Annotated in this window: 11 protein-coding genes; 6 read left to right on the top strand and 5 right to left on the bottom strand. The window is 68.9% G+C overall.

Going from position 1 to position 17,176, the window contains the following annotated elements; translation table 11 throughout:
- Positions 1 to 39: 39 nt before the first annotated feature.
- A complete protein-coding gene (locus ACFVGW_RS24835; protein ID WP_385853520.1) occupies positions 40 to 393 on the bottom strand; it encodes a VOC family protein in 354 nt (117 codons plus the stop codon).
- 86 nt (positions 394 to 479) lie between these two features.
- Complete coding sequence (locus ACFVGW_RS24830; RefSeq protein ID WP_385853519.1) at positions 480 to 1,436, bottom strand: cupin domain-containing protein; 957 nt, start codon at positions 1,434 to 1,436, stop codon at positions 480 to 482.
- Positions 1,437 to 1,551: 115 nt separating this feature from the next.
- On the opposite strand from ACFVGW_RS24830, the gene ACFVGW_RS24825 reads away from it, so the two are divergent.
- On the top strand, positions 1,552 to 2,400 hold the full coding sequence (locus tag ACFVGW_RS24825; RefSeq protein ID WP_385853518.1) for an NAD(P)H-binding protein: 849 nt from the start codon (positions 1,552 to 1,554) through the stop codon (positions 2,398 to 2,400).
- Between the two features lie 398 nt (positions 2,401 to 2,798).
- Positions 2,799 to 5,513: an aconitate hydratase AcnA gene (acnA, locus tag ACFVGW_RS24820; protein WP_385853517.1), complete on the top strand. Its 2,715-nt coding sequence runs from the start codon at positions 2,799 to 2,801 to the stop codon at positions 5,511 to 5,513.
- Positions 5,514 to 5,604: 91 nt separating this feature from the next.
- On the opposite strand, the gene ACFVGW_RS24815 is transcribed toward acnA, so the two are convergent.
- From ACFVGW_RS24815 to ACFVGW_RS24805, 3 genes are all read right to left on the bottom strand, one after another.
- Positions 5,605 to 6,534 (bottom strand): FG-GAP repeat domain-containing protein, encoded by a 930-nt coding sequence (locus tag ACFVGW_RS24815; protein WP_385853516.1) that lies wholly within the window; start codon positions 6,532 to 6,534, stop codon positions 5,605 to 5,607.
- A 118-nt stretch (positions 6,535 to 6,652) separates the two neighbouring features.
- Entirely contained in the window at positions 6,653 to 7,561 is a 909-nt protein-coding gene (locus tag ACFVGW_RS24810) for an FG-GAP repeat domain-containing protein (protein ID WP_385853515.1), read from the bottom strand.
- 151 nt (positions 7,562 to 7,712) lie between these two features.
- Positions 7,713 to 11,531, bottom strand: a complete 3,819-nt coding sequence (locus tag ACFVGW_RS24805; protein WP_385853514.1) for a GH92 family glycosyl hydrolase — start codon at positions 11,529 to 11,531, stop codon at positions 7,713 to 7,715.
- A gap of 388 nt (positions 11,532 to 11,919) precedes the next feature.
- Between ACFVGW_RS24805 and ngcE the strand changes: the two genes are divergently transcribed.
- The 4 genes from ngcE (at position 11,920) to ACFVGW_RS24785 (ending at position 17,129) form a co-directional block, all read left to right on the top strand.
- The gene (gene ngcE, locus ACFVGW_RS24800; RefSeq protein ID WP_352186953.1) at positions 11,920 to 13,368 is read left to right on the top strand and encodes an N-acetylglucosamine/diacetylchitobiose ABC transporter substrate-binding protein; all 1,449 of its coding nucleotides are present in this window, start codon (positions 11,920 to 11,922) and stop codon (positions 13,366 to 13,368) included.
- A 115-nt stretch (positions 13,369 to 13,483) separates the two neighbouring features.
- Positions 13,484 to 14,413 (top strand): sugar ABC transporter permease, encoded by a 930-nt coding sequence (locus ACFVGW_RS24795; protein ID WP_352186952.1) that lies wholly within the window; start codon positions 13,484 to 13,486, stop codon positions 14,411 to 14,413.
- 91 nt (positions 14,414 to 14,504) lie between these two features.
- The gene (locus tag ACFVGW_RS24790) at positions 14,505 to 15,443 is read left to right on the top strand and encodes a carbohydrate ABC transporter permease (RefSeq protein ID WP_385853513.1); all 939 of its coding nucleotides are present in this window, start codon (positions 14,505 to 14,507) and stop codon (positions 15,441 to 15,443) included.
- 474 nt (positions 15,444 to 15,917) lie between these two features.
- Positions 15,918 to 17,129, top strand: a complete 1,212-nt coding sequence (locus tag ACFVGW_RS24785; protein ID WP_352186951.1) for an ROK family transcriptional regulator — start codon at positions 15,918 to 15,920, stop codon at positions 17,127 to 17,129.
- Positions 17,130 to 17,176: the final 47 nt, after the last annotated feature.

Genomic DNA, 17,176 nt, shown 5'->3' with positions numbered 1-17,176 from the left:
ATCTCAGATATGAGATGGAGCCTGCGCCGGGGTAGGCCATCAGGGTGACGAACCGTGAGCAGTCGGGTGCCGCGGTTCATACAGGGACAGTTCGGACCCACTCGGCAAGCGCAGGGTGGCCAGCAGCCCCCACCCCTGGTCACTGGGCTCCGACGCCTCGACCCCGCGGTCCCGCAGTGTGGCGAGCGTCCGGGCGATGTCGTCGCACATCAGATAGAACTCGTGCTTCGGCGCGCCCTGCGTGGGATGGACAGCGACCTCCGCCGGCGGCAGCTTGAAGATGAGCCAGCCATGACCCGCGTCCACATGGTCAAACCCCAGCACGTCCTTCAGGAACGCCCGGTCGGCGTCCGCGTCGGTGCTGTAGAGGATCACATGCGCGCCGCTGAACATGTTCCGATCCTCGTCCCGCCGTACGGCCGCGGCAATCGCTCCGCGCCCGTACGGGGGGAGGGGGAGGAAGGGGAGGAGGGGCGGGCTCAGGCCGCGCCGGCCGTGGCCGCCGCGCGGTGGTGGCTCGGGCGGGTCCCGTACACGCGGTGGAAGGCGACGCTCAGTCCGAACGCGCTGCGGTAGCCGACCTGTCGGGCGATCGACTCCACGGTGGCATCGGTACGTGCCAGCAGATCGGCCGCCAGCGCGAGCCGCCAGCCGGTCAGATACGCCATGGGCGGTTCGCCGACCAGCTCGGTGAAGCGGCGCGCGAGCGTCGCCCGCGACACCCCCGTCTCCTCGGCGAGCGCCGCCACGGTCCACGGCCGCGCCGGGCGGTCGTGCATCAACCGCAGCGCCCGGCCCGCCACCGGGTCGCCGAGCGCGCGGTACCAGCCCGGCGGATCGCCCTCCGGGCGGGCGAACCACTCGCGCAGCGTGGACAGCAGCAACAGGTCCAGGAGCCGGTCCAGTACGGCCTGCTGTCCCGGGTCGTCCCGGCCGATCTCCGCCACGGTGAGGTCCAGGATCGGGCCCGGCCCGCCGTCGGGGCGGACCGTGACCACCCGGGGGAGCGCGCTCAGCAGCCGCTCGGAGACGCGCCCGCCCACGTGGTAGCTGCCGGTGAGCAGCACCGTCGGGCCGTCCAGCGCGTTTCCGCAGGTGCGCAGTCCCAGCACGATGTCCTCACGGACCTCCCGGCCGTCGGCCGTCGTGCACCGGTCGGGGCCTTCCAGCACGTACAGCGGCGGTGTCCCGGCGCCGGGATCGTCGGTGACGGAGAACGGCTCCGAGCCGACCACGACCGCCACGTCCCCCGGGCCGAGCGCGACGGCCGGCTCGCCGCCGCCCGGGAGCAGCCAGCCCGCGCCACGCACCATCGTGACCAGGGTGAGCTGGGTCCGGTCGGCGAAGCGGATCGACCACGGCGGCGCCAGAATGTTCCGGCTGAACAGCGCGCCGTCGGATCTCACCTCGTACAGCAGGCTTCCCAACGCGTCCATGGCGCAAGGCTAGACGCCGGGGCGTGGCGGCGCCCCGACGTTCTGAGACGCTGAGACATCGAACTGAGCGCTCGTGCCATTCCCTGCCTCAAGCGCTCGGCGTTCGATGTCTCTCATGACGACTTCTCACGTGACCACCAAACCGACCCTCGTCCTCGGCGGCACCGGCAAGACCGGGCGTCGCGTCCTCTCCCGTCTCCGCCGGCGCGGCCTCGACGTCCGCGCGGCCTCCCGGAAGGGGCCGACCCGCTTCGACTGGACCGACGAGAACACCTGGGAGCCCGCCCTCGCCGGCGTCGGCGCGGTCTATCTGGTCGACTCGCAGCGCGAGGACGCCGCGATCTCGATGCGCGCCTTCGCGAAGTTCGCCGCCGACGGCGGTGCCGAGCGCCTCGTCCTGCTCTCCCACAGCGACTGGGTGGCCCCGGAAGGAGAGGAGAAGCTGCCCTGCGAGGGCGCGGTACGGGAGTCCGGCACGGCGTGGACGATCCTGAAGCCGGCCTGGTTCGCGCAGAACTTCAGCGAGGACCCGCTCTTCCAGGGGCAGATCCTCGACGGCGAGGTGGTGACGTCGACGGGAGCGGGCGCCGAGCCGTGGGTCGACGCCGAGGACATCGCCGACGTCGCCGTGGCCGCCCTCACCGAGGCCGGTCACGCCGGGCAGACGTACTCCCTGTCCGGGCCGCGCCTGCTCACGATGGACGCCGTGGCCGGCGAGATCGCCCGCGCCACCGGCCGGGACATCGCCCACCGTGCCGTCTCGCCGGAGGAGTTCGCGGTCCATGGTGCGCGCCGCGGCGTGTCGCAGGAGCACATCGCCCTGCTGAACATGCTCTACGGCTGGATCAGGGAGGAGCGCTTCGCCAGGCTCGCCGACGGTGTCCAGCGCGCCCTCGGCCGCGAGCCGCGCGACTTCGCCGACTATGTCCGTACGGCGGCGGTGACGGGCGTCTGGCACGTCTGACCACCCGCTCACCGCCTGCCGACCACACGCTGACCGCCCGCTGGCCGTCTGCGGACCGCCCGCTCACCGCCCGCTGGCCGTCCGCTCACCGCCTGCTGGCCGTCCGCTGACGGCGCGCGTCGCAGGGATCCCGGGTGCCTCACGCCGCACGTGCCGTGGCGCCCGGGCCTCCCGCTCGGCCCGGCTGCCGCGATTGAGCGGGCCGTCACAGGCATGCCGGGCATGACCGAGCGGCGGGGATGCACTAGAGTTATCTCGACATCGAGATAACTGCTTACGGCGCACCGCGGCCGCCCGCCCGGTAAGGGTTACCTTACTAAGCCTTACCTTAGCGGATCGGCGAGGAGTCGTGGCGGCAGCATGGCGGTAATACGCGCACATTGATGAAGGAGACTGTCGTGTCGGCGAACAGCTTCGACGCCCGCAGCACGCTGCGCGTGGGCGACGAGTCGTACGAGATCTTCAAGCTGGACAAGGTCGAGGGCTCCGCGCGCCTTCCCTACAGCCTGAAGGTTCTTCTGGAGAACCTCCTCCGCACCGAGGACGGCGCGAACATCACCGCCGACCACATCCGGGCGCTCGGCGACTGGGACTCCCAGGCCCAGCCGAGCCAGGAGATCCAGTTCACGCCGGCGCGCGTGATCATGCAGGACTTCACCGGAGTGCCCTGCGTCGTCGACCTCGCCACCATGCGTGAGGCCGTCGCCGCCCTCGGCGGTGACCCGGCGAAGATCAACCCGCTCTCCCCGGCCGAGATGGTCATCGACCACTCCGTCATCGCCGACAAGTTCGGCACCAACGACGCGTTCGCGCAGAACGTCGAGCTGGAGTACGGCCGCAACAAGGAGCGCTACCAGTTCCTGCGCTGGGGCCAGACCGCCTTCGACGACTTCAAGGTCGTCCCGCCGGGCACCGGCATCGTGCACCAGGTGAACATCGAGCACCTGGCCCGCACCGTCATGGTCCGCAACGGCCAGGCGTACCCCGACACCCTCGTCGGTACCGACTCGCACACCACCATGGTCAACGGCCTCGGCGTGCTGGGCTGGGGCGTCGGCGGCATCGAGGCCGAGGCCGCGATGCTGGGCCAGCCGGTCTCCATGCTGATCCCGCGCGTCGTCGGCTTCAAGCTGACCGGCGAGCTGCCCGCCGGCACCACCGCCACCGACCTGGTGCTGACCATCACCGAGATGCTGCGCAAGCACGGTGTCGTCGGCAAGTTCGTCGAGTTCTACGGTGAGGGCGTCGCCGCCACCTCCCTCGCGAACCGCGCCACCATCGGCAACATGTCGCCCGAGTTCGGCTCCACCGCCGCGGTCTTCCCGATCGACGGCGAGACCCTGAACTACCTCAAGCTCACCGGCCGCTCCGAGCAGCAGGTCGCGCTCGTCGAGGCGTACGCCAAGGAGCAGGGCCTCTGGCTGGACCCGTCCGCCGAGCCCGACTTCTCCGAGAAGCTGGAGCTCGACCTCTCCACGGTCGTCCCGTCGATCGCCGGCCCGAAGCGCCCGCAGGACCGCATCGTCCTCGCGAACGCCGCCGAGCAGTTCAAGCAGGACGTGCGCAACTACGTCACCACCGCCGACGAGGCGGGCCAGGAGTCCTTCCCGGCCTCCGACGCCCCGGCCGTCAGCAACGGTGTCCCGACGAACCCGGTCCAGGTGACCGCCCCCGACGGCACCACCTACACGATCGACCACGGCGCCGTCACCGTCGCCGCGATCACCTCCTGCACCAACACCTCGAACCCGTACGTCATGGTCGCCGCCGCGCTCGTCGCGAAGAAGGCCGTGGAGAAGGGCCTGACCCGCAAGCCGTGGGTCAAGACCACCCTCGCCCCGGGCTCGAAGGTCGTCACCGACTACTTCGACAAGGCGGGCCTCACCCCGTACCTCGACAAGGTCGGCTTCAACCTCGTCGGTTACGGCTGCACCACCTGCATCGGCAACTCCGGCCCGCTGCCGGAGGAGGTCTCCAAGGCCGTCAACGAGCACGACCTCGCGGTCACCTCGGTCCTCTCCGGCAACCGGAACTTCGAGGGCCGTATCAACCCCGACGTCAAGATGAACTACCTGGCCTCCCCGCCGCTGGTCGTCGCGTACGCCCTCGCGGGCTCCATGAAGGTGGACATCACCAAGGACGCGCTCGGCACCGACACCGAGGGCAAGCCGGTCTACCTGGCGGACATCTGGCCGTCCGAGGCCGAGGTCAACGACGTCGTCGCCAACGCCATCGGCGAGGACATGTTCAACAAGTCCTACCAGGACGTCTTCGCGGGCGACGCCCAGTGGCAGGCCCTGTCGATCCCGACCGGCAACACCTTCGAGTGGGACGCCGAGTCCACCTACGTGCGCAAGCCCCCGTACTTCGAGGGCATGACGATGGAGACCACCCCGGTCACCGACATCGCCGGCGCCCGTGTCCTGGCCAAGCTGGGCGACTCGGTCACCACCGACCACATCTCCCCGGCCGGTGCCATCAAGGCCGACACCCCGGCCGGCAAGTACCTCACCGAGCACGGTGTGGAGCGTCGTGACTTCAACTCCTACGGCTCGCGCCGAGGCAACCACGAGGTCATGATCCGCGGTACGTTCGCCAACATCCGCCTGCGCAACCAGATCGCGCCGGGCACCGAGGGCGGCTTCACCCGCGACTTCACCCAGGCCGACGCGCCGGTGTCGTTCATCTACGACGCCTCGCAGAACTACCAGGCCGCCGGCACCCCGCTGGTCATCCTGGGCGGCAAGGAGTACGGCTCCGGTTCGTCCCGCGACTGGGCGGCCAAGGGCACGGCCCTCCTCGGCGTCAAGGCCGTCATCACCGAGTCGTACGAGCGCATCCACCGCTCGAACCTCATCGGCATGGGCGTCCTCCCGCTCCAGTTCCCGGCCGGCCAGTCGGCCGACTCGCTCGGCCTGACCGGCGAGGAGACCTTCTCCATCGCGGGCATCACCGAGCTGAACGAGGGCACGACCCCGAGCACGGTCAAGGTCACCACCGACACCGGTGTCGAGTTCGACGCGGTCGTCCGCATCGACACCCCCGGTGAGGCCGACTACTACCGCAACGGCGGCATCATGCAGTACGTGCTGCGCAACCTGATCCGCGGCTGACGCATCGGGTGACGAAGCGAAGCGGGCCCCGCTCCTCGAAGGAGGAGCGGGGCCCGTTCGTCTGCTGTCCGTCGGACGCCGAGGGCGTCGATCAGAACATGAGGCGGTACGTGTTCCAGCCGGCGTTGCCGATCAGCACGCGGGACTTGAACGGGGCAGCGGCGTTGCCGGTGCCCGAGTAGCGGTACAGCTTGCCGGTCGTGTCGCGGGCGACGATGTCGGCGATCCCGTCGAAGTCCAGGTCGCTCACGGCCGTGAGGTTGTTGAACATGTTCCAGCCGGTACCGACCTTGGTACGGGCCGCGAACGGGGCCTTCTGGTCGCCGGTGCCCTTGTACAGCCACAGCGTGCCCGAGCCGTCGCGCGCGACGATGTCGGCCTTGCCGTCACCGCTCAGGTCGCCGGCGCCGGTGATCTGGGTGTACTGACCCCAGCCGGAGCCGACCAGCGTACGGCCGGTCAGCTTGCCGGTGCCGTAGCCGAGGTAGATGTACAGCTTGCCGGACGTGTCGCGAGCGATCAGGTCCGGAGCGGCCGCGCCACCGAGGTTGCCCGGCACGAGAACCTTGTTGTAGATGTTCCAGCCGCTGCCGACGTTGATGCCGCTGTCGTCCGTGTCGCCGTCGGCGTAGCCGAGGCTGCCGTCGGTGGTCCACACCCAGATGTCGTCGGCGACGCCGTCACCGTCGTTGTCGGCCTGCTGGGCGTGCTTGACATCGCCCCACGTGTCGGTCTGCCACGAGCGGGCCTCGTAGCCGCCCGTGCCGTCCGGCGAGTACCAGTACAGGGTGTTGCCGGTGACGGCACCCAGCCAGCGGTAGTCGGCCTCGGCGGTCGTGGAGGCGATACCGGCCTTCGGCGCCTGCGCCGGCTTCGTGGCCGCGGCGGCGGCCTTGTCCGCGGGCTGCGGGGCGTCGGCCGCCATCGCGCTCGTGGTCGTCGCCACCAGAGCCGCGGTGATCGCCGCGACCGTGACACGGGACAGGATGCCCGTGGTGTTCAGGCCAGAAGTCTTGGCCACGTCAGTCTCCAGTGTCGGTGGTGTTCGGGGTCGTCAGAAGCGAAGGGGCCCCGCTCCCCGGAAGAGGAGCGGGGCCCGTTCCGCTGTTCGCCGTTCTGTGGGACGTCGAGGACGTCGGTCAGAACAGCAGGCGGTAGGTGTTCCAGCCGCTGGCGCCGATCTTCACGCGCGGCTTGAACACGCCCGCGGCGTTGCCGGTGCCCTTGTACAGGTACAGCGCGCCGGCGCTGTCACGGGCGATGAGGTCCGTGATGCCGTCGAAGTCGATGTCACCGACCGAGACGAGGTTGTTGAACAGGTTCCAGCCGCCACCGATCTTGATGCGGCCGGCGAAGGGGGCCGTGGAGCTGCCCGTGCCCTTGTACAGGTACAGGTTGCCCGCGCCGTCGCGCGCGACGAGGTCGGCCTTGCCGTCACCGGTGAGGTCGCCCTTGCCGGTGATCTGGTTGTACTGGCCCCAGCCGCTGCCGACCAGCTTGCGCGCGGTCAGCTTGCCGTTGCCGTAACCCAGGTACAGGTACAGGTTGCCCGAGGTGTCCCGCGCGAGCAGGTCGTCGGCAGCCGCGCCACCGAGGTTGCCCGCGGAGGTGACCTTGTTGTAGATGCCCCAGCCGCTGCCGATCTTGACCGGGTCCCCACCCCACGGCAGGTGCTCCAGGTTGCCGTTGGTGACGGCCCAGACGGCGTCGGAGCTGCCGTCGCCGTCGTGGTCGGCCTGCGTCATGTGCTTGGCGTAGTTCCAGCCGTAGCCGGTGAGGATACGGCTGTCGAGGCCGCCCTCGCCGTTGGGCACGTAGCCGTACAGGTCGCCACCGCTGTTCACGCCGTACAGCGCGTTGACCGGAGCGTCGGCCGCGGCCTCCGTGTTGAACGCGGAGGCGGACGGCGCGGCCTGGGCGCGGTCGGCACCCTTCGGGGCGTCGGCCGCCATCGCGCTCGTGGTGGTGGCGACGAGGGCCGCGGTTATCGCCGCGACCGTGACACGGGACAGGATGCCCGTGGTGTTCAGGCCAGAAGTCTTGGCCACGTATTTACTCCCGTTTTTGGTGGAAATGGGCCCGCCGCGCCCCGAGGAGCGCGGCGGACCACTCACTTCCAGGAATCCTCGCACAGGATCTTCACGGGTCAATTCGTTTGTGACAGAACTGTTTCGGTAAGGAGCTCCTGTTTGCCGGGTGTTAGTGGAGCAGCTCCACCTCCGCCAACTGCGCCTCCGCACCGAGCACCAGACGGTAGGTCGTGTACGAGCCCGGCGTCCGGACCGTGAAGGCGCGGGTCTGGCGGTCCCAAGTGAAGCTCTCTCCTGACCTCTTGTCCAGGTCCGTCCATTTATGTCCATCCTTCGAGCCCTGCAACACCCAGCCCGTCGGCGCCGATTCCGCCGCCGACGACGTCAGCGTGTACTGCACCGCCCGTGTCCTCTCCGCGACCGGCAGCTCGACCGAGGTGACGGCCGCCGACGTGGCCGAGGTGTTGTCGACGAGCGGGCCGGTGCCCGTGGTGGCGTCCGTGCGGGGCGACGGAGCCTTGCCGGCCGGGGTGATCGACACCGGGCCCGCCTGCGCGCCCGTGCCCCAGGCCGAGGGCTGCGAGCCCATCTCGAACGAGAGCGTGCCGCCGCGTGCCAGCAGGTCGTGCGGCAGCGCGGTGGAGTTCCAGCCCTTGCCGTTCAGCTTCACGCCCTGGACGTAGATGTTCCGCGCGCTGTTGCGCGGGGCCTCCACGACGAGCTTGCGGCCGTTGTCCATCCGGACCGTCGCCTTGGTGAAGAGCGGCGAGCCGATCGCGTACTCCCCGCTGCCCATCACCAGCGGGTAGAAGCCCAGCGCGGAGAAGAGGTACCAGGCCGACTGCTCGCCGTTGTCCTCGTCGCCGTGGTACCCCTGCCCGATCTCGCTGCCCGTGTAGAGCCGGGAGAGCACCTCGCGGACCTTCTCCTGCGTCTTCCAGGGCTGCCCGGCCGCGTTGTACATGTACGGGACGTGGTGGGCCACCTGATTGGAATGGCCGTACATGCCCATCCGGACGTCACGCGCCTCGGTCATCTCGTGGATGACGCTGCCGTACGAGCCCACGAACTCCGGGCTCGCCGTCTCCGGCGTGGAGAAGTACGTGTCCAGCTTCTTGCCGAGACCGCTGCGGCCGCCGTACAGCGCGGCGAGTCCCCGCGAGTCCTGCGGGGCGGTGAACGCGTATCCCCAGCCGTTGGTCTCGGTGTAGTCGTGGCCCCAGATCCTCGGGTCGTAACTCTCCGAGGGCACCCGCCACTCGCCCTTCAGGTCACGGCCCTGGAAGAAGCCGGCCTTCCGGTCGAAGAGGGAGACGTAGCTCTGCGCGCGGGAGAGGAAGTACGCCGCCTCCTCCTTGTACCGCTTCTTTCCGGTCTTCTCGTGCAGCGCCTGAGCCATCCTCGCGATGCCGTAGTCGTTGAGGTAGCCCTCCAGCGACCAGGAGAGACCCTCGTGGGTCTCGGTCGACGCATAGCCGAGGAAGGGGGAGGTCTCCATGCCCTTGCGGCCCACGCCCCGGCTCGGCGCCACGACGGTGGCGTTCTTCAGCGCCGCTTCGTACGCCGCCTCCGCGTCGAAGTCCACGCCCTTGACGAACGCGTCGGCGAACGCCACGTCCGAGGAGGTGCCGGTCATCAGGTCGGCGTAGCCGGGGGAGGACCAGCGGGAGATCCAGCCGCCGTCCTTGTACTGCTGCACGAACCCGTCGACTAGCTCGCCCGCCTTGCCGGGCGTGAGGAAGGAGTAGGCCGGCCAGGTCGTGCGATAGGTGTCCCAGAAGCCGTTGTTGACGTACACCTTCCCGTCCACGATCTTCGCCCCGGTCCGGGTGGGAGTGTCCGGGCCGGTCATGGGGGAGAACGGGCTGGCGTACCGGTACGTCGAGCCGACCTTCTCGAATCCGGAGTTCGGGTAGAGGTAGAGCCGGTAGAGGCTGGAGTAGAGGGTCACCAGCTGGTCGTGCGTGGCCCCCTCGACCTCGACCCGGCCGAGGATCTCGTCCCAGGCGTCCTGGGCCCGCTCCTTCACGCTCTCGAAGCCGCTGCCCGCCGGCACCTCGTCCGCGAGGTTCGCCTTCGCCTGGTCGACGGAGATCAGCGAGGTCGCGATGCGCAGGCCGACCGTACGGTCCGCGCCCGCGTCGAAGCGGAGCAGACCCCTGACTCCCTCGGCCGTGGAGGAGGTGACCGGCGCGTCGAAGACGCCGTACACGAACATACGGGTGGCGCCCGTCGACAGACCGCTCTTCACGTCGGAGAAGCCGGTGAAGGAGCTGCTCGCCGGGTCGAGGGTCAGACCACCCTCCGCCGTCACGTTGTCGAGGACGACGCTCGCGTCGTCGCCCGGATAGGTGAAGCGCATCAGCGCGGCGTGGTCGGTCGGGGTGATCTCGGCCTTCAGGCCGTTCTCGAAGGTGACGCCGTAGTAGTGCGGCCGGGCCGTCTCCTTCTCGTGCCGGAAGGCGAGCGCCCGTCCGGCCCGGTCCGTCGCCGGAGCGCCGGCCGCGGCCGACGGCATCACCTGGAAGGTCTGCCGGTCGCCCATCCAGGGACTCGGCTCATGGCTCGCGGCGAACGCCTGCACCGTGGGCAGGTTGTCCGCGTTGTTGCCGCGCGCGTACTCGTACAGCCAGCTCTTGGAGGCCGCGTTGGTCACCGGCGTCCAGAAGTTGAAGCCGTGCGGGACGGCGGTCGCCGGGAAGGTGTTGCCGCGCGAGAAGGAGCCGCTGGAGTTCGTGCCCCGGGTGGTGGAGGCGTAGTCGGAGAGCCGGTCGAGCCGCTTCTCCGGGGCCTGGGCCTTCAGCGCGATGTCGTCGATCCAGCCCTGGAACTTCGCCGGGCCCTTGGGGGAGTCGTACGCCACCAGGATCCGGTCGACGGTCCGGCCGGCCGCGACCGTGCCGATCCCCGCGGTCACCTGGTTCCACTGGTTGACGTAGAGCCGCTTGGCCGCGCCCTGGCCCCGGGGAGAGAGGAGCCCGCCGTGGGAGTCGGTGGCCCCGAGGTCACTCAGATAGCTGCCGTCGGTGAAGGCCAGGTCCACCGACACGTTCGTGGCCGGGTAGTTGAGGTCCGTCTCGGGGAGGGACGGGAAGATCCGGTAGGACAGCTCGGTGTCCCGGGCGATCCGGGTGTCGACGTCGAAGATCTTGTTGTACGAGTACGCCCTGCCGTCCGGCTTGTGCGTGCCGGCGTAGCGCAGGGCCCGGGTGCCGGTGAAGCCGGCGTTCGCCTTGGCGGTCGGCGAGCCGCCGGGACCGCGGTCGACATGGCTGCGCATGTCCTCGGGCACGGGGGTCGAGGTGTCCCCGTTCGAGAACTGAACGTCGGCCAGCTGGGTGAGGCCCGCGCCGGCGTTCTTCGTGAACTCGAGCCGGTAGTGGCCGTACGCCGTGTCGTTGGCGACGTCGTACGTCTTCGTCTCGAAGCGCTTGGCGAAGCCCTGGCCCTCGCGGGTGTCGAGGGCCTTCCACTCCTTGCCGTCGGCCGAGCCCTTCAGCATCCAGTCGCGGGGGTCGCGCTCGGCCGCGTCGTTCGCCGACGTCAGCGCGTACGTGACCACCTTGACCGGCTCGTCCAGGTCGAACTCGATCCAGGCGGTGGGCTCGAAAACCAGCCATTTCGTGGAGGGCTGAAGGTCGACCAGGTTCTCCTTGGTCTCTCCCGAGCCGGCGTTCTCGCCGCTGGCGCGCAGTGCCACCACCTTGTCGGTGACGTTGCCCGGTATTCCACTGGCGAAGCCGCCGTCGACACCCGACGCACGCTTGGCGCCGTCCGCTCCGACGTCCACCGCATTACGCCAAGTGGGCTGAGTTTCGTCCGGTTCGAAGGAGGTGGTGAACTCCCCGGAGGATATGTCTCTTTGGCCGGGAAGTGCCTGTGCCGCCGAGGGCGCCGAGCTCAGTACCAATGCCGTCGACGCGACCAGCGCGGCGGCTCTGAGGCGGGGGTTCCGGGACCGTGATCGGGTGCGAATTCTGGGCTCCATGCCGTGTCGCCGCTCCTGCCACTGGATTTGGACAACGTTGTCATTCCGAAGACGCAGGCTCCAGTAGGGGGGCAAGTGCGGGGTGGTGTCAAGGGTGTTGACGGCAAGTCGGGGGATGAAACGGCATAGATACGCCTGCATAATCCGCGAGGTCTCAACTCGGGAAAGACTGCCGCGCAAACCTGCTTTCGATCTTGCTCAGGAGAAGGGAAGTGGACTATACCTGTCGGCGTCCGGACCGTCGTACCACGCGATCGACGGCACGACGCCTGCACGTGTACGACCCAAGCTGCATTCGAATGCGGTGGCGGGGCCCTTCGCCTGTGGCGAGCAGAAAACGGGCGACCGGTACACCGCCTGAGTCCTGAATGAAGGCGAGGACTTGAGCATGGGATCCACCTCCGCGCACAACGACGAGGGCCTCGGCCGCCGCGATCTGATCAAGCGCTCCGCCGCTCTCGGTCTGATCTCCGTGCCGACGATGAGCTTCCTTTCCGCCTGCGCCAGCGGCGGCACCACCGACGGCGGCGACAAGGTCGAGAAGGGCACCAAGACCGAGAAGAACCCGCTCGGCGTCAACGGGTCGGCTCCGCTCGACTTCGTCCTCTTCGACGGAGGCTTCGGCCAGCAGTACGCCAAGGACGCGGTGAAGGTCTACGAGAGCACCTATCCGCAGGCCAAGGTCAAGTTCACCGCCACCCAGAAGATCACCACCGAGCTGCAGCCGCGGTTCAACGGCGGCAACCCGCCGGACCTCATCGACAACTCCGGTGCCGAGCAGATGGACATGGGCGTCCTCGTCGGCCAGAAGCAGCTGACCGACCTCACCGCCCTGCTCGACGCCGCCTCGGTCGACGACCCGAGCAAGAAGGTCCGCGACACCCTGCGCCCGGGCATCGTGGAGATGGGCCAGTTCGACGGCGCCCCGGTCTGGATCCTCTACTACGCCTACACGGTCTACGGCGTCTGGTACTCCCAGAAGCTGCTGGACTCGCTCGACGCGAAGTACCCCGAGACCTGGGACGAGATGCTGGCCGTCTGCGAGAAGGCCAAGAAGAAGGGCATCGCGGGCTGGACGTACGCCGGCAAGCACCCGTACTACGTCCCCTTCTCGCTCTACCCGATGATCGGCAAGGTCGGCGGCCGCGAGGTCCTCGACGCGATCGACAACCTGGAGCCGAAGGCCTGGGAGCACCCCGCGGTCAAGGCCTGTTTCGAGGCGTACTACGAGCTCCAGCGGAAGGGCTACATCCTCCAGGGCACCCCGGGCCTCGACCACATCCAGTCGCAGACGGCCTGGACCGAGGGGAAGGCGCTCTTCATCCCGAACGGCTCCTGGGTGGAGAACGAGGCGGCCAAGACCATGCCGGCCGACTTCAACCTGGCGGTCTCCGCCCCGACCGGCATCGACTCCTCCGACAAGATGCCGTTCGGCACCATCTGGGCCTCCGGCGGTGAGCCCTTCATCGTCCCGGCCAAGGCGAAGAACGCCGAGGGCGGCATGGAGCAGCTGCGCATCATGCTCAGCGAGGCCTCCTCGAAGAACTTCACCAAGTCCGTGAAGTCGCTGACCGCGTTCAACGGCGGCACCGACGGCATCGAGCTGACGCCCGGTCTGAAGTCCGGTGTCGCGGCCCTCGACAAGGCCGGACAGAACGTGGTCAACCCGCGCCTGCAGGACTGGTACGTGGCGCTGCAGAAGGAGAAGATCGGTGTCGCCGGCATCGGCGAGATGATGGCCGGCCGGGCGACCCCGGCCGAGACGATCAAGAAGATCCAGAAGTTCGCCGACGAGGCGGCCAAGGACTCCTCCATCAAGCACTACAAGCACCAGTGAGCTGTGCCGGGGCCCCTTCCCGCCGACCGGGAGCGGGCCCCGGCTCCTTGCGTACGGCGCTCACCGCGCGCACGGCACCAGCGGCTACTCCGCGGGAAGATCGGGGTCGGTAGGAATGCAACACGGCAAGTACCGTTTCATCGTGGGGTTCCTGGCGGTTCCCCTGGCCATGTACGCGTTGTTCGTCATCTGGCCCTTCATCCAGTCCATCTACTACTCGTTCACGGACTGGAGCGGTCTCAGCCCCGAATTCCGGATGGTCGGATTCGACAACTACAGCCGCATGCTCGACGACGAGGTCTTCTGGAAATCGCTCCAGCACAGCCTGACCTTCGCGGTCGTCCTGCCGCTGGTCACCGTCGGTCTGGCGCTGTTCTTCGCGTTCATGCTCAATGTCGGCGGTCGGCGCCGCCGGGGAGCGGCCGTCGCCGGTGTGCGCGGTTCGTCCTTCTACAAGATCGTGTACTTCTTCCCGCAGGTGCTGTCCATCGCGATCGTGGCGCTGCTCTTCCAGTTCGCCTACAACCCCAACAGCGGAGCCATCAACTCGGTCCTCAAGGGGGTGGGGCTCGGCAGCATCCAGCCCGACTGGCTGGGCGACCCGAACCTGGCCCTCATCTGTGTGATGGTCGTCCTCGTCTGGTCCACGGTCGGCTTCTTCGTCGTCCTCTTCTCGGCGGGCATGGCCTCCATCCCGAAGGACTTCTACGAGGCGGCGCTGCTCGACGGCGCCAACCGGTTCACCACCTTCTTCAAGATCACCCTGCCGCTGCTCTGGGACACCGTGCAGTCCGGCTGGATCTACATGGGCATCCTGGCGCTCGGCGCCGAGTCCTTCGCGGTGGTCCAGATCATGACGGTCGGCCCCAACGGCGGCGGACCCGACTACTCCACCATCGTGATGCCGCTGTACGTGTACCAGAAGGCCTTCCGCGACGGTCAGGCCGCCTACGCGACCACGATCGGTGTCGCGCTGCTCGTCGTCACGCTGCTCTTCGCGGCAGTCGTGATGCGGCTCGGCCGGCGTGAGCGGCTGGAGTACTGATGCTGTGTCTTCCCGGGGGACAGCTCCCGGACCCCCAGCAGGAAATCAGCTCGGTCGCGGTGGCCGGCACGACAGCACGAGGTGACCTCCGGTGAAAGCCATCGACACCCCTCCCGCCGGCGCGGCGCTCCCGGAGCCGACCGAGCCCGGCGCCACGCAGGTGACGAAGAGCGCGCCTCCCGTCACCCGCAAGGAGAGGAAGGCGGAGGGCGCGACCCTCAACGTCTTCTCCCACGGCATCCTGATCATCTGGGCGATCATGGTGGTGATGCCGCTGCTGTGGGCGGTCATGACCTCGTTCAAGACCGACCGGGCGATCTTCACCTCGCCCTGGGCGCTGCCCGACAAGCTGCACTTCGAGAACTGGTCGCGCGCCTGGACCGAGGCGCACATGAGCGACTACTTCCTGAACACCATTCTGGTGGTGGGCGGGTCGCTGATCGGCACGCTGCTCTTCGGTTCGATGGCGGCCTACGTGCTGGCCCGCTTCGACTTCCCGGGCAACCGCTTCATCTACTTCCTCTTCATCGGAGGAATGAGCTTCCCGATCATCCTGGCGCTCGTGCCGCTCTTCTACGTGCTGCAGAACATGGCCCTGCTCAACACGCTGCACGGCCTCGTCCTGGTCTACATCGCGTACTCGCTGCCGTTCACGGTCTTCTTCCTCACCGCCTTCTTCCGCACGCTGCCGACCTCGGTGGCGGAAGCGGCCTTCATGGACGGCGCCTCGCACACCCGGACCTTCTTCCAGGTGATGCTGCCGATGGCCAAGCCGGGCCTGATCAGCGTGGGCATCTTCAACTTCCTGGGCCAGTGGAACCAGTACCTGCTGCCCACCGTGCTCAACACCGAGCAGGACAAGAAGGTGCTCTCCCAGGGCCTGGTCCAGCTCGCCGTCAGCCAGGGCTACAAGGGTGACTGGTCGGGCCTCTTCGCCGGTCTGGTCATGGCGATGCTCCCCGTCCTCGCCGCGTACATCATCTTCCAGCGGCAGGTGGTGGCCGGCCTCACGGCCGGCGCGGTGAAGTAGCGGCCCCGGACACCCGGAGGGCGGCCCCGCACCAGGGGCCGCCCTTTCCGTCGTACCTGGCCCGTGGGCCGGCAGCCCTCCGCCCCGCAGGACGGCCGAGCCGGTGTCACGGCGACATCTCGAACCCGGCACGAACCGGACGCGGCCCCGACCGGTCCGAGGTCCCGCCGAGGGCCGGGACACAGCCCTCGTGGACACCGCCCGTACCCGCTCCGACCTGTATGTTCACCACCTGAGCCGGTGGCCGGAGGCGTCGCCGTGAGCGCCTGCTCCGGTCCGTTTCCGGCCGCACCCGGACGCCTGCCGCCGTCGAGCTCATCTGAGCCTGCTCTGGCTCAAGGTCTTGACGGGGGACAACCCCAAAGGCTCAGCTTAGAGTTCACAAGTTGGAGAACAAGCCGGGGTCTCACAGGCGCGACCCCGGCCCGGGGGCGGTGATCGCACCGTCCGGCGCAGGCGGGAGTGGATGAGTCGATGGAGACTCCGGGGTCGCAGACATCTCTGCACAAGGCCAATCTCGAACGGGTCGTCCGTGCGGTACGCATGGCGGGCTCGCTCACCCAGGCGGAGATCGCCCGGTCCACCGGGCTGTCCGCCGCCACGGTCTCCAACATCGTGCGGGAGCTGAAGGACGGCGGGACCGTCGAGGTCACGCCCACCTCCGCGGGCGGCCGCAGGGCCCGCAGCGTCTCGCTCTCCGGCGACGCCGGCATCGTCATCGGCGTCGACTTCGGCCACACCCACCTCCGGGTCGCCGTGGGCAACCTCGCCCATCAGGTGCTCGCCGAGGAGTCCGAGCCGCTGGACGTCGACGCCTCCTCCGCCGAGGGCTTCGACCGGGCGGAACGCCTGGTCATGCGGCTGATCGAGGCCACCGGAATCAGCCGCGACAAGGTCGTCGGCGTCGGGCTCGGCGTCCCGGGACCGATCGACGTCTCCTCGGGGACGCTCGGCTCCACCTCGATCCTCCCGGGCTGGAGCGGCATCAACCCGGCCGACGAGCTCTCGGGCCGTCTCGGCGTCCCCGTGTACGTCGACAACGACGCCAACCTCGGCGCGCTCGGCGAGCTCGTCTGGGGCAGCGGCCGGGGGGTGAAGGACCTCGCCTACATCAAGGTCGCCAGCGGCGTCGGCGCCGGTCTGGTCATAGACGGACGGGTCTACCGGGGGCCCGGCGGCACCGCCGGCGAGATCGGCCACATCACGCTCGACGAGTCCGGTCCCGTCTGCCGCTGCGGCAACCGCGGCTGCCTGGAGACCTTCACGGCGGCCCGGTACGTCCTGCCGCTGCTCCAGCCCGGCCACGGCCCCGATCTGACCATGGAGCGGGTCGTCCAGCTCGCCCGCGAGGGCGATCCCGGCTGCCGCCGGGTCATCGCCGACGTCGGCCGCCACATCGGCAGCGGTGTCGCCAACCTCTGCAACCTGCTCAACCCCAGCCGGGTGGTCCTCGGCGGCGACCTGGCCGAGGCCGGCGAGCTCGTGCTCGCCCCCATCCGCGACTCCGTCTCGCGGTACGCCATCCCGAGCGCCGCCCGTCAGCTCTCGCTTGCCCCCGGGGCGCTCGGCGGGCGCGCCGAAGTGCTCGGCGCGCTGGCCCTCGCCCTGAGCGAGATGGGCGATTCGACCCTGCTTGAGAGTGCCCCGCCGGGTGCCGCGCAGGTCTCCGCGCCTGCCTTCACTTAGATAACGGATGGCACCGTTGTCATCTCGTTAAGGATTTACTCCTTGAC

Source organism: Streptomyces sp. NPDC127129 (genome assembly GCF_042671585.1).
Taxonomy (GTDB): domain Bacteria; phylum Actinomycetota; class Actinomycetes; order Streptomycetales; family Streptomycetaceae; genus Streptomyces.
The sequence above is the reverse complement of the archived record's forward strand: the minus strand, read 5'-3'. Positions and strand labels throughout refer to the sequence as shown.

Excerpts from the sequence above, each read along its gene's own strand:
- ACFVGW_RS24785 (WP_352186951.1), top strand. The coding sequence starts at position 15,918 with ATGGAGACTCCGGGGTCGCAGACATCTCTGCACAAGGCCAATCTCGAA.
- ngcE (WP_352186953.1), top strand. The coding sequence starts at position 11,920 with ATGGGATCCACCTCCGCGCACAACGACGAGGGCCTCGGCCGCCGCGAT.
- ACFVGW_RS24805 (WP_385853514.1), bottom strand. The coding sequence starts at position 11,531 with ATGGAGCCCAGAATTCGCACCCGATCACGGTCCCGGAACCCCCGCCTC.
- ACFVGW_RS24795 (WP_352186952.1), top strand. The coding sequence starts at position 13,484 with ATGCAACACGGCAAGTACCGTTTCATCGTGGGGTTCCTGGCGGTTCCC.
- ACFVGW_RS24830 (WP_385853519.1), bottom strand. The coding sequence starts at position 1,436 with ATGGACGCGTTGGGAAGCCTGCTGTACGAGGTGAGATCCGACGGCGCG.
- ACFVGW_RS24825 (WP_385853518.1), top strand. The coding sequence starts at position 1,552 with ATGACGACTTCTCACGTGACCACCAAACCGACCCTCGTCCTCGGCGGC.
- ACFVGW_RS24835 (WP_385853520.1), bottom strand. The coding sequence starts at position 393 with ATGTTCAGCGGCGCGCATGTGATCCTCTACAGCACCGACGCGGACGCC.